The sequence below is a fragment of the Proteiniborus sp. MB09-C3 genome (genome assembly GCF_030263895.1).
GTDB lineage: Bacteria > Bacillota > Clostridia > Tissierellales > Proteiniboraceae > Proteiniborus.
In genome coordinates this window covers 3,406,994-3,422,071 of record NZ_CP127161.1, presented here as the reverse complement: position 1 = coordinate 3,422,071, position 15,078 = coordinate 3,406,994, and the positions used below count along the sequence as shown (strand labels likewise).

Annotated in this window: 14 protein-coding genes; 12 read left to right on the top strand and 2 right to left on the bottom strand. The window is 33.9% G+C overall.

The features are described 5' to 3' along the window. Positions 1 to 62 precede the first annotated feature (62 nt). The 11 genes from QO263_RS16850 (at position 63) to QO263_RS16800 (ending at position 11,702) form a co-directional block, all read left to right on the top strand. Entirely contained in the window at positions 63 to 569 is a 507-nt protein-coding gene (locus QO263_RS16850) for a D-glycero-alpha-D-manno-heptose-1,7-bisphosphate 7-phosphatase (protein ID WP_285623971.1), read from the top strand. 261 nt (positions 570 to 830) lie between these two features. Then, on the top strand, positions 831 to 2,714 hold the full coding sequence (locus QO263_RS16845; protein WP_285623968.1) for a peptide ABC transporter substrate-binding protein: 1,884 nt from the start codon (positions 831 to 833) through the stop codon (positions 2,712 to 2,714). Between the two features lie 161 nt (positions 2,715 to 2,875). Then, positions 2,876 to 3,820: an ABC transporter permease gene (locus QO263_RS16840; protein ID WP_285623966.1), complete on the top strand. Its 945-nt coding sequence runs from the start codon at positions 2,876 to 2,878 to the stop codon at positions 3,818 to 3,820. Continuing rightward, the gene (locus tag QO263_RS16835) at positions 3,820 to 4,788 is read left to right on the top strand and encodes an ABC transporter permease (protein WP_285623964.1); all 969 of its coding nucleotides are present in this window, start codon (positions 3,820 to 3,822) and stop codon (positions 4,786 to 4,788) included. The genes QO263_RS16840 and QO263_RS16835 overlap by 1 nt, the downstream gene beginning before the upstream one ends. A gap of 10 nt (positions 4,789 to 4,798) precedes the next feature. After that, positions 4,799 to 5,848 carry an ABC transporter ATP-binding protein gene (locus tag QO263_RS16830; RefSeq protein WP_285623962.1) on the top strand — a complete coding sequence of 350 codons (1,050 nt, stop codon included), beginning with the start codon at positions 4,799 to 4,801 and terminating at the stop codon, positions 5,846 to 5,848. Further along, positions 5,838 to 6,809: an oligopeptide/dipeptide ABC transporter ATP-binding protein gene (locus QO263_RS16825; RefSeq protein ID WP_352168995.1), complete on the top strand. Its 972-nt coding sequence runs from the start codon at positions 5,838 to 5,840 to the stop codon at positions 6,807 to 6,809. Before QO263_RS16830 ends, QO263_RS16825 begins: the two co-directional genes overlap by 11 nt. Beyond that, positions 6,787 to 7,704 (top strand): S66 peptidase family protein, encoded by a 918-nt coding sequence (locus QO263_RS16820; RefSeq protein WP_285623959.1) that lies wholly within the window; start codon positions 6,787 to 6,789, stop codon positions 7,702 to 7,704. The genes QO263_RS16825 and QO263_RS16820 overlap by 23 nt, the downstream gene beginning before the upstream one ends. A 10-nt stretch (positions 7,705 to 7,714) precedes the next feature. Further along, entirely contained in the window at positions 7,715 to 8,539 is an 825-nt protein-coding gene (locus QO263_RS16815) for a C40 family peptidase (protein WP_285623957.1), read from the top strand. Between the two features lie 160 nt (positions 8,540 to 8,699). Continuing rightward, positions 8,700 to 9,521, top strand: a complete 822-nt coding sequence (locus tag QO263_RS16810; RefSeq protein WP_285623954.1) for a M55 family metallopeptidase — start codon at positions 8,700 to 8,702, stop codon at positions 9,519 to 9,521. Positions 9,522 to 9,598: 77 nt separating this feature from the next. After that, positions 9,599 to 10,366 carry a serine hydrolase gene (locus tag QO263_RS16805; protein ID WP_285623951.1) on the top strand — a complete coding sequence of 256 codons (768 nt, stop codon included), beginning with the start codon at positions 9,599 to 9,601 and terminating at the stop codon, positions 10,364 to 10,366. A 382-nt stretch (positions 10,367 to 10,748) separates the two neighbouring features. Beyond that, positions 10,749 to 11,702: a 2-hydroxyacid dehydrogenase gene (locus QO263_RS16800; protein WP_285623949.1), complete on the top strand. Its 954-nt coding sequence runs from the start codon at positions 10,749 to 10,751 to the stop codon at positions 11,700 to 11,702. A gap of 30 nt (positions 11,703 to 11,732) precedes the next feature. Here the strand turns inward: QO263_RS16800 and pepT are convergent, their stop codons facing one another. After that, positions 11,733 to 12,956: a peptidase T gene (pepT, locus tag QO263_RS16795; RefSeq protein ID WP_285623947.1), complete on the bottom strand. Its 1,224-nt coding sequence runs from the start codon at positions 12,954 to 12,956 to the stop codon at positions 11,733 to 11,735. 961 nt (positions 12,957 to 13,917) lie between these two features. Here pepT and QO263_RS16790 point away from each other — a divergent pair. Then, on the top strand, positions 13,918 to 14,079 hold the full coding sequence (locus QO263_RS16790) for an aspartyl-phosphate phosphatase Spo0E family protein (RefSeq protein ID WP_285623945.1): 162 nt from the start codon (positions 13,918 to 13,920) through the stop codon (positions 14,077 to 14,079). Between the two features lie 152 nt (positions 14,080 to 14,231). Here the strand turns inward: QO263_RS16790 and QO263_RS16785 are convergent, their stop codons facing one another. Next, positions 14,232 to 15,014, bottom strand: coding sequence for a ZIP family metal transporter (locus tag QO263_RS16785; protein WP_285623942.1), 783 nt, complete (start codon positions 15,012 to 15,014; stop codon positions 14,232 to 14,234). Positions 15,015 to 15,078: the final 64 nt, after the last annotated feature.

Sequence of the window (15,078 nt, the reverse complement as noted above, 5' to 3'; positions counted from 1 at the left end):
TAGCACAATAGATTGCTTTATTAATATTATATAATAAAATAATCAATAATTAAACAGCAGAGGTGATTAAAATAAAAGCCGTTTTTTTAGATAGGGATGGTGTAATAAACGATAATAAAAAGTATGTCAATGAGCCTGAGGATATAATAATATATGATGCTGCAAAGAAGGGGATGGAACTCCTTTACGACTCTGATTATCATATTTTTGTAGTTACAAATCAAGGAGGAATTGAACTAGGGCATTTAACCCATGAAAAGCTAGATAAAATACATGAAAGACTAATTGCAGAATTAAAGCCATTCTGTAAAATAGCTGAAATAGTATACTGCCCAGATTTTAAAAATGAATCAGATTGCAGAAAACCAAAACCAGGTATGATTTTAGAATTAGCTGAAAAATATAATATAGATTTAAATAACAGTTGGATGATAGGAGATATGGAAACGGATATTGAAGCAGGAAGAAGTGCAGGCTGCAAAACAGCAAAGATAGGAAAAAAAAGCGCAAATGCAGATGTAAATGGAAAGGATTTAGAGGAGGTAGCACAGAAAATAACTAGTCTTTAACTTAACTAGCATAACAGATTGACTTAAGAAATATGTAAATAAAGAATATAAAAATCATTTATAAAAGCACATAAAAACAAATAATTGTATAAAAAAATACATATAAATTAATAGAGCTTAATGCTTAGAAGCAGATTGAGTCTATTAATTTTTTTATTGCAAAAGAGTTTAACATTAGAGAGCGTTTTTGAATATACTATAATAATGTCATATTTTGAGAAAATTGTACCTGAAGGATTTTAAATTTTAAGGAGGGGGACAATGAAAAGAGTAATGGCTTTAATGCTAGTATTACTGATGATACTAGCGGGCTGTACAAAAGGAGGGCAGAATACACCAGCTGATGCTGAAAAACCTAAAGAAAGTGCAGAGGGTGCAATAGATATCCCCGAAGTAGTGCAAGAATACAGAACAGTTTATTCCGGAGAAATATCAACAATAAACTATCTAGTAACTGCAACCACAAATGAGTTTGGGCTAGCAGCTAATTTTGTAGATACATTGATTGATTATGACAGGTATGGAGTTCCACAGCCTTGTCTGGCCACTGAGTGGAAAGTTTCCGATGACGGATTGATATGGACATTTAAGCTTCGTGAAGGAGTTAAATGGTTAACATATGATGGCAAAGAATATGCAGAAGTCATAGCTCAAGATTTCGTAGATGCTATGAAGTATATTCTTGATAGTAAAAATGAATCTCAAACTGCAAATATAGCATATTCGGTTATTAAAAATGCTGAAAAGTTTTATAATGGAGAGATTACAGATTTTAATGAAGTAGGAGTAAAAGCAAAAGACAAATATACCCTTGAATATACCCTAGAAAAGCCCACCCCATATTTACTTTCAATGCTTACTTATGTATGCTTCTTTCCAGTTAATGGCCAGTATTTAAGTGAAACAGGAGAAAGTTTTGGCACAGATAATACTACCATACTGTATAACGGAGCATATATAATGAAAACATTTGAACCTCAGACTAGAAGAATTCTTTTAGCAAACGACAACTATTGGGATAAAGAAAACATTCATATAAAAAAAATCACATCTACCTATAATAAAGAATCAGCGACACTAGCTCCGGAACTATTTTTACGTGGGGAAACAGATTATGCTGATGTTTCTTCATCAATTATTGATGAATGGATGAAAGACCCTGCAAAGAAAGATATGGTACGTCCTAATCGAACAGGATTCTATACTTATTTTTACGCTTTTAACTTTGATCCGCAATTCCCAGCAGAATATGAGCCAGAAAACTGGAAGAAAGCAGTAAACAATCTAAACTTTCGTAAATCGTTATTTCATGCATTAGATAGAAAAGCAGCTATGATGACAGCAGAGCCATATGATCCAGAAAAGAGAATATCTAACACTATTACTCCAAAGAACTTCGTTGATTTAGATGGAGTAGATTATACTCAGCTTGGAGATTTGGCTAAGTTTGCTAATACTGACTCCTTTAATGAAATAAAAGCAAAAGAATTTAGAGATAAGGCAATAGAAGAACTAAAGGGAAAGGCTACTTTTCCCATTAAGGTTCTAATGCCTTATAATACAGGCTTAACTGAATGGGCAAACCGTGCACAAGTAATAGAGCAGCAGGTGGAAGGCTTACTAGGGACAGATTATATAGATATAATCATAGATCCAAAGCCGCCTACAGGATTCTTGAAGGAAGTAAGACGTTCTGGAAATTATGCATTTTTAGAATGTAACTGGGGACCAGATTATGCAGATCCTGAAACATATACAGACCCATTCTATCCTGGTGGAACTTATAATTGGCCTGAGTTCGCAGAAGGCTATGTTGAGGCTAACGGAAACACTAAGTATCAGAACATGGTAGATGCTGCCAAAGCAGAAGTACTTGACAACGAAAAGCGTTACAAGTTATTTGCAGAAGCTGAGACATTTTTCATAGATCAAGCCTTTGCAATTCCTTATGCAGTAGGCGGTGGAGGATACTCAGCCTCCAAGCTAAATCCATTTGAATCGCCTTATTCACCATTTGGAGTTTCTGCAGAAAGATATAAAGGTCAAAAGGTTATGGTAAAATCCATGAATTCAGAAGAGTTTACTAAAGGCCTAGCACAATGGGAAAAGGAACGAGCTGAAGCATTAAAAGCTGCTGGGAATTAGAAAAACAAGACAAGGACTATTGTTCAATAGTCCTTGTTGCTATCATTAGGTGAAGAATAAGCGATGAACACAAAGCCAAAAGCATGACTTTGGCTTCCTGCTTATCTGAGACGCAGTCTAAGAAGCTTATTCTCTACAGCAACAGGAAAAGGGGGAGAGATATGGTTAGATATTCACTAAAAAGATTATTTCAATCTCTAATCACTCTGTTCATTATTATAACAGTTGTGTTTCTTTTAATGAGGCTTATGCCAGAAGAAGGATACTTTGGAAGTGGATATGAAAAGTTAGATGAGGCTCAGAAAGAGGCAGTTTTAATTAGTATGGGGCTAAGGGATCCGCTCCATATACAACTAGGCAACTTTTATAAAGCTCTTTTATCAGGTGATTTAGGAACATCAATAATTTACAGGCCTAGAGTGCCTGTAGCAGAAATTCTCAAGACTAAAATTCCTTACTCATTATATTTCGGTTTAGCAGCCATGGGAATATCTCTTTTTGCAGGTGTTTTTCTAGGAATAATCATGGCACGCAGTAGAAGTAAGCTTTGGGATAAGCTTGGTACAGGATATATTGTATTTATAAATGCAGTTCCAGCAGCAGTATATTATTTGTTTTTACAGCTATACGTTACAGATATTTTAAAGCTACCGATTTTATTTAATCCAGATAAACCTATTAGCTGGATTTTGCCAACTGTTTCCATGTCATTAGGCAGTACAGCCTCTTATGCTATGTGGATGAGACGCTATATGGTAGATGAAATAAGCAAGGATTATGTAAGACTAGCACGGGCTAAAGGACTCAAAGATAAAAAAATTATGGTTAAGCATATTTTTCGTAATGCCTTTGTCCCTATGGCTCAGTATCTACCTACATCGTTGCTGTATACAATATCAGGCTCTATCTACATAGAGTCATTATACTCAATTCCTGGTATGGGCGGATTATTAGTTGATGCTATACAAAGACAAGATAATTCATTAGTTCAAGCTTTAGTTCTTATATACTCATCAATAGGAATAATTGGTCTATTACTGGGAGATATACTTATGGCAGCATTTGATCCGCGTATAAATCTACAAAAAAAGGAGGGCGCTAGATAATGAGCAACAAGAAAGTCAATAAGCCATCAAATACTATAAATAAAAAACTATTTGAGTTTGCTGAATATGACGATAAAGCAGCAAAGAGAGCAGGATATTCTAATTATTCCTATTGGCGTTCTATTTGGCAGGTTTTTACCCAAAATAAAATAGCAGTTTTTCTTTTAATACTTATTGCACTAGTTTTAACTTTTACTTTAATTCAGCCATATTTACCAAATCAAAAGCTTCCGACTAAAATATATATTGATGAAGATACAAAAATGCAGCTTAGAAATCATTCTCCAAATATGGAGTTCTGGTTTGGAACTAATTCCATTGGACAGGACCTTTGGGCACGTATATGGAGTGGTACGAGAACATCATTGCTAATAGGAATAGTAGTCAGTCTTTGGGAGGCAGCTGTTGGAATCATAATAGGGGCATTGTGGGGATATGTGAGATATTTAGACCGTATAATAACTGAAATATATAATGTCATAAATAATATACCAACAACAATCATTCTAATACTCCTAACATACATAATGAGACCCAGCCTAACCACAATGATTTTTGCAATGTGTATGACAGGATGGCTAGGAATGGCACGCTTCGTACGTAATCTAATAGTAATTATCAGAGACAGAGAATATAATCTAGCCTCAAGATGCTTAGGAACTCCAACTAGAAGAATTATAACCAGAAATTTACTTCCTTACTTAGTTTCAGTAATTATGCTCAGAATGGCATTGGCTATTCCAGCAGCCATAGGCTATGAGGTTTTTTTGACATATATAGGTCTTGGGCTACCAGTTAGTATCCCATCTTTAGGGAATTTAATCAACGAAGGCAGAGCTCTTATGATGGTTCCATCCTTACGCTATCAATTGATTTTTCCAGCTATAGTCCTTTCTATTATCACTATATCATTTTATGTCATGGGGAATGCATTTGCAGATGCAGCTGACCCGAGAAATCATATTTAGGGGGTCCATTATGTCGGATAATAAAATCATTTTATCAGTAAAAGATTTAGTAGTTAAGTTTAGGTTAAGAGGCAAGGTATTGACTGCAATAAGAGGAGCATCTTTAGACCTTTGTGAAGGTGAAAGTCTAGCCATAGTTGGAGAATCTGGATCTGGCAAATCAGTATTTACTAAAAGCTTCATTGGATTGTTAGATGCAAATGGCTGGATAGACAGCGGAGATATAATTTATAATGGTGAAAATATAGCCTTATTCCATGATGAAGATGATTGGGTGAGGATTAGAGGTAAGCATATAGCAATGGTTTTTCAAGATCCAATGACTTCCTTAAATCCTCTCAAAATCATAGGAAAACAAGTTCAAGAAGCAGTTGAGCTTCATCAAGGCTTAAAAAAGGAAGAGGCTAAAAAGGTGGCAATAGAGATACTAAATGATGTTGGAATACCTGAGGCTGAAAAAAGATATAGTCAATATCCTCACGAGTTTTCAGGAGGTATGAGACAAAGAGTTGTTATAGCCATAGCAGTGGCTTGTAAACCTAAAATTCTAGTTTGTGATGAACCTACTACTGCATTAGATGTGACAATACAAGCACAAATACTTAATCTTTTAAAAGTATTAAAACAGAAACATGACTTAACGATTATATATATTACACACGATTTAGGAGTAGTAGCAAATGTAGCAGATAGAATAGCCGTAATGTATGCTGGAGACATCATAGAGATAGGGAACAGCGAAGAAATTTTTTATAATTCACAGCATCCCTATACTTGGGCATTGTTATCATCGCTTCCTCAGCTTGGAGTTAAAGGAAAACCTCTGCATTCAATTAAAGGGACACCACCAAATCTATTTTTAGAAATAGAAGGCGATGCCTTTGCTCCAAGAAATCCCAAGGCTCTTAAAATTGATTTCGTGGAAAAACCACCGTACTTTACAGTGAGCTCTACACACAAAGCAAAGACTTGGTTATTGGACCCACGTGCACCAAAGACAGAGCCACCTGAATCTATAAAAGTACTACGTTGGCAATGGGAGGGAGAAAATGTCTATTAAAGAGAGAAAAATCTTATTGGAAGTCAAAAACTTACGTGTAGAGTTCGGAAAAAAGAAAAAGGATAAACTTGTTGCTGTAAACGATGTTAGTTTTCATATATATAAGGGGGAAATCTTTGGGTTAGTAGGAGAATCAGGCTCAGGAAAGACTACTATTGGCAGGGCAATAATGAGACTAAATGAGACTGCTGGCGGAGAAATACTTTTTAATGGAAGGAAAATAAACGGAGATATAGATAAAGAGTTAGATAGGGAACTGACTAGAAAAATTCAAATGATATTTCAAGACCCTATGTCATCTCTAAACGAAAGAGCGAAGGTTGAATATATAGTATCAGAAGGATTGTATAATTTAAAAAGTTATAGAAGCGAAGAAGAAAGAAAAGAAAAAGTGGAAAGGGCGCTATTAGATGTTGGATTGCTGCCTGAATTTTTAAGCCGTTTTCCCCATGAGTTTTCAGGAGGACAAAGACAGAGAATAGGAGTTGCGAGAGCTTTAGTCATGGAACCAGAATTAATCATAGCAGATGAGCCAATATCTGCATTAGATGTTTCCATTCGAGCACAGGTTTTGAACCTTCTATCAGAGCTTCAAAAAAAGAAAGACTTGACCTATCTTTTCATAGCCCATGATTTATCTGTTGTACGATTTATAACAGATAGATTAGCAGTAATCCACAAAGGAAAGATAGTAGAGCTGGCAGAAACAGAAAAGCTTTTTAAAAATCCATTACATCCTTATACACGAGCACTTTTATCTGCTATACCTCTTCCAGATCCTAGAGCAGAGAAGAAAAAAATATTAGAATCATATGACCCTAGTATACACGATTACAGGTATAGCTTACCTAAATGGGTAGAGATAGAAAAAGGACATTTTGTCCTAGGTAATGAGGAAGAGCTTGAAGACTATAAAAAAATATTGGAGAGAAATAAATATGTTAAGACCAAGGCCACTTAAAATTGGAGATTCAATAGGCTTGGTAGGGGCCTCTAGTTCAACTCCTTCTGATAAAATAGAGCTAGCAATAAAGGCTTTGGAGATGCTTGGCTTGAATGTTATAGCCGGTGAAAGCTGCTATGCTTCATATGGGTATCTTTCGGGTAAAGATGACCTAAGAGCAAAGGATATCAACAGCATGTTCCAAAATCCATCTGTGGCAGGAGTATTCTGCATTAGAGGAGGATATGGTTCAGCAAGATTATTAGATTTAATAGATTTCGAAATGATAAAGTCAAACCCTAAGCTCTTTATAGGATATAGTGATGTTACAGCATTACACATTGCATTTAATCAAATCTGTAAACTAGTAACATTCCATGGACCAATGCCATCTACTGAGCTTTACAAGGGTTTAGACAGCTATACAATGGATTCTTACCTAAACAATATTTTTACAGACAGACCTATAGGTTTGATAAAGGCTCCAGAAGGAATGGAGATCAAGACCTTAGTAGATGGCGAATGTGAGGGAATTATTACTGGAGGTAATTTGTCTTTAATAACAGCTTCAATAGGTACTAAATATGAAATAGATACAAAGGGAAAGATACTCTTCATAGAAGAAGTAGATGAAGAGCCTTATAGAGTAGATAGGATGCTATTACAGCTTAAGCAGGCAGGAAAATTAGATAGCGCCATAGGAATTATTTTAGGCTACTTTACAAATTGCATAGCTGAAGAGCCGGAAAAGAGCTTAACTCTTATGGATATATTTAAGGAGCTAATAGTGCCGCTAAGCAAGCCAACCATATATAGCTTCCCCTGTGGTCATGATCTCCCTACTGTTACTATACCATTGGGAGCTAAGGTGAGGATAGCTAGGGGAAGTAGCGGTGTATATTTTTTAGATTGAGGTGAATAAAATGAAGTCAGCCATAGTTACTAGTACTATAGCCCCTTTAATGCCAGTACCTGAATTTAACACAGAAAAAGCTGATGAGGCTTTATGTGGAATGACTGTTGAAATTATAGAGGAACTTTCAAAAGGATGGTATTATTGCAATACTAGCTATAGATATAAAGGATATATTTATGAAAGCCATATATCTATCGATACTGAAAAAGCCTGCAAGTGGAAGGAAGAAGCAAAAAATATTATTAGCCATAGATATGTAGACGTCATGGCAGAACCTAAGTATCAGTCTCATATTATCCACAATCTAGTTAAAGGTTCCATAATTAAAGCTACTACTGAGACTTCTGATGTCTGGTCCAAGATAGTTTTGCCAGATAGTAGAGAGGGCTGGATAAAGTCAGTATATATAGGAGACTATGGAGCATCATCTAATAGCATTCCAGAAAAAGAGCTAAGAAATAATCTGGTGAATACTGCCTTAGATTATTTAGGAACCCAGTACAGATGGGGTGGCAAATCACATTTAGGATTAGACTGCTCAGGTCTATGCTCCATATCATATTTAATAAATGGAGTCACAATTTACAGGGATGCTCAAATAAAAGATGGATACGATATGAGAGAAATACCTAGAGAAGAAATAAAAAAGGGAGACTTAATATTCTTTCCAGGTCATGTTGCTATGTATTTAGGTGATGATAAATATATACATTCCTCATCACGAAACAGTGGAGTATTTATAAATAGTTTAAATCCAGAGCATGAGGATTATTGGGAGGAGCTGGCTAAGTCTATAATTAAGTGTGGGAGCATATTTGATAAAAAAAAATAATTGATTGAGAATGAGGGAATTTGAAAAGCAATTGAAATTTGAAAATTACGACAGGTAAAGTGTCACCCTGAGATGGGCAGTATAAGCTTTACTTTCGAAGGGTCTCTACTGTTTAGCTACAGTTCAACTACTATTCTAAATTAAAAAAGGAGGAAAAAACTTGAAAATATTTATTTCTGTAGATATGGAAGGCATATGGGGAGTAGTATCCCCTTCACATGTAAACAGTGATACAAGCGAATACCAACGGATGAGAAGGCTTATGACTAAAGAAGCTAATTTGGTAATAGACGAAGTATTTAAAAATGGAGCTACTGAAGTAATAGTAAATGATTCACATGACAATATGGATAACTTATTGATTGAAGAGTTAGATCCAAGGGCACAGCTAATAAGTGGCTCTCCAAAGCCTCTAAGCATGATGCAGGGCATAGATCATACCTTTGATGGAATCATTTTTATAGGCTATCATACAAGATGCGGCACTCCTAATGGAGTATTCAATCATACATACATGGGCTCCACAATATCTAAGATTTTCATAAATGGAAAAGAAGCAGGAGAATGCGGAATAAATGCAGGAGTCGGAGGATACTTTGGAATACCTGTCTTAGCTATTTCAGGTGATGATTTATTGGCAGCTCAGGCAATAGAGGAAATAGGAGATATAGAAACTATTATAGTTAAAAGAGCGGTAAGCAGATATGTAGCTCATAATTTATCCTATAATGACCTAAAGAAAACCTATGGTGAAAAGCTTAAAAATGCATTTGAAAATATAAAAAGCTATCCTGTAATTAAATATGAAGGAAATACTACTATGGATATAGAATTTGTATCAGAGATTAAGGCTGAAAATGTAATGCTACTGCCTCAGGCTAAGAGGATAAACAATAAGACCATAAGAATAGAATCAGATGACTATCTAGAGTTATTTATGCTATTCAGAGCATGTATGGTTTTAGGTGGAGCCATTAGATGAAAAGCCTTATTACTTTGTTTTAATTTGAGTTTTTAACTTGAAAAATGGATGGTAAAACACAAAGAAGAGGTGAAGAAATGCTTATAGAAAACATTAAATCCTGTTGCACAGACACAAAAGCAAATATATCCATAGTTTTGAAAGATTTAACTAATGACAGATGGATATATACATTAAATGAAAATAGAATTGTATCATCTGCCAGTACCATAAAAATACTTATTATGATAGAGGCATTAAATCAAGTTTTAGAGGGAAAATATCAGCTTAAGCAAAAAGTAAGGATAAAAGAAGAAGACAAGGTTGGTTTTAGCATAGTAAAAGACTTAACAGCAGACTATTATAACTATGTGGATCTTATAACACTCATGATAATAGTAAGTGATAATACTGCCACAAATATATTAATTGACTTATTGGGCTATGATAATATCAATAAAATGGCAGAAAAGCTAGGACTTAAAAACACTATATTATCTAGAAAAATGTTAGAATTTAAAGCTATTAAAGAAGGACGACAAAACTGCACAAGTCCTATGGATATGGCAATAATTATGGAAAGCATATATAGAAAGCAGATATTATCTCATGACATGTGTGAATTAATGACAGGAATATTGAAGAAACAAAAATATAAAGACTGCCTAGGTAGATTTTTTTCAGAAGATGTAAAAATAGCACACAAAACAGGCAGTCTTAAAAACCTTAGCCATGATATAGGAATATTTTACTTGGGTAGCATTGACTATCTTTTAGGCATGTTTGTTACTGAAGCAAGTAGCGATATAGAAGCTAAGGAAATTATAGGGAAAGTATCTAAAGTAGTTTATGATTATTATTCATAATTAATTATTTACTCAGGCTGTAATAGAAGACAGACTTTAGAAAGGAACTGAAATAATTTGTTAAGGATATTTCATATAAAGAGTTACTTTAAGTTAACTACTAAAACTATAATAGCAGGATGCTTCGGCATTTCAATATTTATGTCCTCATTTATTGTAGCAGTATTTCAAGAGATTAAATTGTAATACCCTTGTGTATAAAGCTAGAGAATCAGTCAATAATTTGCCAACTTTTCACTTAGCAAAGGTTTCTGATCGATTAAGTTTTTTTGTTTTCAAAAATGCTATAATAGGACATAGAAAAATATTTAAAAGTTTATTGATAACCTTGGAATATAGGGTATTAATATAAGGAAACATAAAACAAAGGAGCTGTTGTTAAATGAAAATTGCAGTACTAGAGCCTCTAGGAATAACAGAAAAAGAAATCAGGGCCATTGCTAAACCTATAACTGACAAAGGACATGAGCTAATAATATATAATGATAAGGTAACAGAAATAGAAGCATTAAAAGAAAGAACAAAAGATATGGATGTTGTAGTATTAGCTAATATGCCATTAAAAGGAGAAGTTATAGAATCTAGTGACAAGTTAAAGTTGATTTCAGTAGCATTTACTGGAGTAGATCATGTAGATTTAGAAGTATGCAAAGAAAATCATATAGTGGTTTCAAACTCAGCAGGATATAGTACCCCATCAGTTTCAGAGCTTACATATGGCTTAATAATTTCATTACTTAGAAACATAGTTCCATTAGATGATGCTTCTAGAAAAGGAAAAACCATGACAGGGTTTAACCAAGCAGATTTATATGGTAAAACCTTAGGAGTAATAGGAACTGGTGCCATAGGGAAAAGAGTAGCGGAAATAGGATTAGCCTTTGGATGTAAGGTATTAGCGTATAATAGAACTGAAAATGAAGAACTTAAAAATAAAGGAGTAACATATCTGCCTTTAGAAGAACTATTAGGAGAAAGTGATATAGTAACTATCCATCTTCCATTAACCAAAGATACAAGAGGGCTAATAGATGCAAGGAAGCTAAAATTAATGAAAGAAAATGCATTACTTATAAATACAGCTAGAGGTCCTATTATAGATAATAAAGCCTTAGCGGAGGCATTAAAGAACGGACAGCTAGGAGGAGCGGGCATAGATGTATTTGATATGGAGCCACCACTACCGCTAGAATATTCGTTACTTGGCTCACCAAACACAGTACTAACTCCACACATAGGCTTTGCAACAAAAGAAGCTATGAAAAGAAGAGCGCAGATTACCTTTGAAAACATAATCTGCTGGCTAGATGGAAATCCACAGAATAGAGTGATATAAATAAGAAGCGTGACCTTGCGGTCACACTTCTTATTTGCTATATAACTCAATAACCTTTAAAATAACATGAACAGCCTTTTCCATAGATTCTGTACATATAAATTCATATTTTCCATGATAATTGTGTCCACCTGTAAATAAATTAGGACAAGGCAGTCCCATATAGGATAATCTTGCTCCATCAGTACCACCGCGTACAGGTGTTATTATAGGAGTTATACCTAGCTTCTCCATTGCTTTTTTAGCCGTGTCAACTATATGCATTACTGGTTCTATTTTTTCCTTCATATTGTAGTACTGATCACTTATTTCTACCTGAACAGTACCTTCACCGTATTTATCATTTAAGAAATCTACTACTTTTTGCATAAGAGCCTTTTTTTCTTCAAACTTATCTTTAAAGTGGTCCCTTATTATATAGCTTGCTTTTGTTTCCTCAACCTCGCCATTTAAGGATGAAAGAAGGAAGAATCCTTCATAGCCTTCTGTATATTTTGGTTTTTGATTTTCAGGAAGCATAGAATTTAATTCCATAGCTATTTCTATTGAATTTATCATCTTATTTTTAGCAGTCCCTGGGTGTACATTTCTACCCTTGATAACTAGCTTAACTCCAGCAGCGTTGAAATTCTCATATTCAAGTTCTCCTAATCCACCACCGTCTACTGTATATGCAAAATCTGCATTAAACTTATCTACATTAAAATAATCTGCACCTCTTCCTACTTCTTCATCTGGTGTAAAAGCAATCTTTATATCTCCATGCTTTATTTGTGGATTATTTACTAAGTATTCTACAGCAGTAATTATTTCTGCTATACCTGCTTTATCATCGGCTCCTAATAAAGTAGTACCATCTGTAGTGATTAAAGTTTTTCCTATATAATTTTTCAATTCTGGAAAATCCTTTGGAGATAAAATGATGTTGTTTTCTTTATTTAATACAATATTATTACCATCATAGTTTTCAACTATTTTAGGCTTTACATTTTCTCCTGACATATCAGGGCTAGTATCCATATGGGCAATAAAGCCTATAACAGGTACAGCCTTATCTGTATTTGAAGGAAGAGTAGCCATAACATAGCAATTTTGGTCTACCGATACATCTTTAAGCCCTATTTCATTTAATTCCTTTACCAAAAGATTTGCTAAATCAAACTGTTTTTTTGAACTAGGAAAGCTTGGAGAATCATATTCTGATTTTGTGTCTATAGCCACATAATTTAAGAACCTATCAACTACTTTTTTCATTGTACATTTCACCCCATAAAACATATTTATTATATATACTATACTATTTCATTTAATACTTATTATAATGCATTTATAAAAGAAATAGAAGAACTTGGAACAAATATTATCAAAGCTAGTTTAATAGATAATATAAAAAAATTTACATGTAAATGTTTAGTGCTATTAACCCTGGGTAATATTATAATAAGTAGTTGATAACAATTATCAACTAAATAAATTACCCCCAAAATCAATAATAATTCCCCCCTTTGACTACAGGGCTACCCCCCTGTAGTTTTTTTATCTCCAAAAAATAAGGGTCGATGATATAATATGAATACGGACATATCTTGAAGAAAAAGCGGAAAATGAAGAAGACGTAAAGCTACAGATTCTATAAGAAAAATAGTACTCTTTAAAATTGAGTACAATGCCATACTATAAAAGTGCAAAAAAATATCTAAGACATATGAAGAGAAATTTGCTGGAAATAGACGAATAAATTTTGTTTGCCTACATAATGAGAAGGATATATATAAAATTAAATACTAAGTGGACAGCTGGAGATGTTGATTATTCAAAAAGTAATGTGATTGTAATTCAAATGTAACTATTTACCCATTAAAAAAATGTAAAAACTGATATAATAAATATAAGTAATTAATAAATTGAGGAGGTGTATAAATGAAATTAAAATAGGCAAAATAGGCAAGCTGGGCAAGTTTAATAAGGCAACTTTGTTTGGAAAAAACAGAAAATGGTTATAGTTTAGGACAAATCAATTGGCAATAATTGATTATATCAGAAAATGTCGTAGATTGTAGTGTGAAAAATATAATAAAACCTCTAGATTATGTTGTATTTATTGTCAGAAAATGCTATAATCTATAGCGTATGTGTGTTCTACTATCACTAAAGAAATAGTACTTAGCCGAAATTTACCGTTTGTTGTCTATTTTTAATAAGGAAGTGAAATCTCATGTGCGATTGTTCTAGTGAAGATGTAAAAGTTGCTATAGAAATAAAACAGGCAGAATTAAATAAGCTTTTAGAAGATGAGATCATAGATAAGATAAAAGCCCTAGAGCTAAGTGTTGAGTTGGACAAGCTTATATATAGATATTATAGCTATAAGATGTAGGAGACTGCTTAAACACTGAGTTAAATACCCTTTGGATATGATTCCATAGGGTATATAGTCTTCACTATTTTTACATGGATTGTACAGAAATAGTAGAAAATGAATTAAATATTCAATAATATATTAAAGCGGCGAAATATTCGCCGCTTTAGCTATCCCAAAGTTACATCTAAAAACATCATTATAACAAATCCTATAAGTATCCCATAAGTAGCTTGCCTTTCATAGCCATTTTTGTGAGTTTCTGGTATTATCTCATCACTGATAACAAATAGCATTGCTCCAGCTGCAAAGGCCAATATTAGAGGAAGTAAGGGCTTCGCAATATTTACCAGCAATAATCCAATAAATGATCCTATGGGTTCTACCAGTCCTGTCAGCATAGCAATTAAGAAGGCTTTCTTTGTAGAATATTTTTCTCTCACAAGGGCCAATGCCACTGCCAATCCTTCAGGAAGGTTTTGAAGGCTTATACCTAGAGCAATTGATAACCCATTAGCTACATTTCCTCCTCCAAATCCAACACCTACAGCAAGACCCTCGGGAAAGTTGTGGATTGTTATAGCTATTATAAATAGCCACATTTTAGCCAGAGATGCTGTGTTACCTTCTTCACGTTTATCAAGAAGATGCATATGAGGAGAATGCTTATCTGTGAAATCTAAAAATATCCCTCCAAGTAATATTCCAACTAAGGTAATACTAGCCCCCTTAAATCCTCCACCACCAGCTTCTATAGCTGGAATAACTAAGGAAAAGGAAGTAGCTGCCAGCATGACTCCAGCTGCGAAGCCTAGCATTACATCAAGTGCCTTATTAGAAACATTTTTTGTAAAGAATATAGGAAGAGCCCCTATGCCAGTAGAAAAACCAGCTATTATACTTGTTATAATTCCAACTAAAATAACATTTTCTGAGTTTATAATATTTGCCATGAAAATCCCCCTTCAGATATAAATTTTGCTTAAAACCATGTAAAATAATTTCTATTTTAAACAA

Bases quoted from the DNA above. Each gene is read 5' to 3' on its own strand.
- QO263_RS16845 (WP_285623968.1), top strand. From the start codon at position 831: ATGAAAAGAGTAATGGCTTTAATGCTAGTATTACTGATGATACTAGCG.
- QO263_RS16840 (WP_285623966.1), top strand. From the start codon at position 2,876: ATGGTTAGATATTCACTAAAAAGATTATTTCAATCTCTAATCACTCTG.
- QO263_RS16835 (WP_285623964.1), top strand. From the start codon at position 3,820: ATGAGCAACAAGAAAGTCAATAAGCCATCAAATACTATAAATAAAAAA.
- QO263_RS16830 (WP_285623962.1), top strand. From the start codon at position 4,799: ATGTCGGATAATAAAATCATTTTATCAGTAAAAGATTTAGTAGTTAAG.
- QO263_RS16825 (WP_352168995.1), top strand. From the start codon at position 5,838: ATGTCTATTAAAGAGAGAAAAATCTTATTGGAAGTCAAAAACTTACGT.
- QO263_RS16820 (WP_285623959.1), top strand. From the start codon at position 6,787: ATGTTAAGACCAAGGCCACTTAAAATTGGAGATTCAATAGGCTTGGTA.
- QO263_RS16815 (WP_285623957.1), top strand. From the start codon at position 7,715: ATGAAGTCAGCCATAGTTACTAGTACTATAGCCCCTTTAATGCCAGTA.
- QO263_RS16805 (WP_285623951.1), top strand. From the start codon at position 9,599: ATGCTTATAGAAAACATTAAATCCTGTTGCACAGACACAAAAGCAAAT.
- QO263_RS16800 (WP_285623949.1), top strand. From the start codon at position 10,749: ATGAAAATTGCAGTACTAGAGCCTCTAGGAATAACAGAAAAAGAAATC.
- pepT (WP_285623947.1), bottom strand. From the start codon at position 12,956: ATGAAAAAAGTAGTTGATAGGTTCTTAAATTATGTGGCTATAGACACA.
- QO263_RS16790 (WP_285623945.1), top strand. From the start codon at position 13,918: ATGTGCGATTGTTCTAGTGAAGATGTAAAAGTTGCTATAGAAATAAAA.
- QO263_RS16785 (WP_285623942.1), bottom strand. From the start codon at position 15,014: ATGGCAAATATTATAAACTCAGAAAATGTTATTTTAGTTGGAATTATA.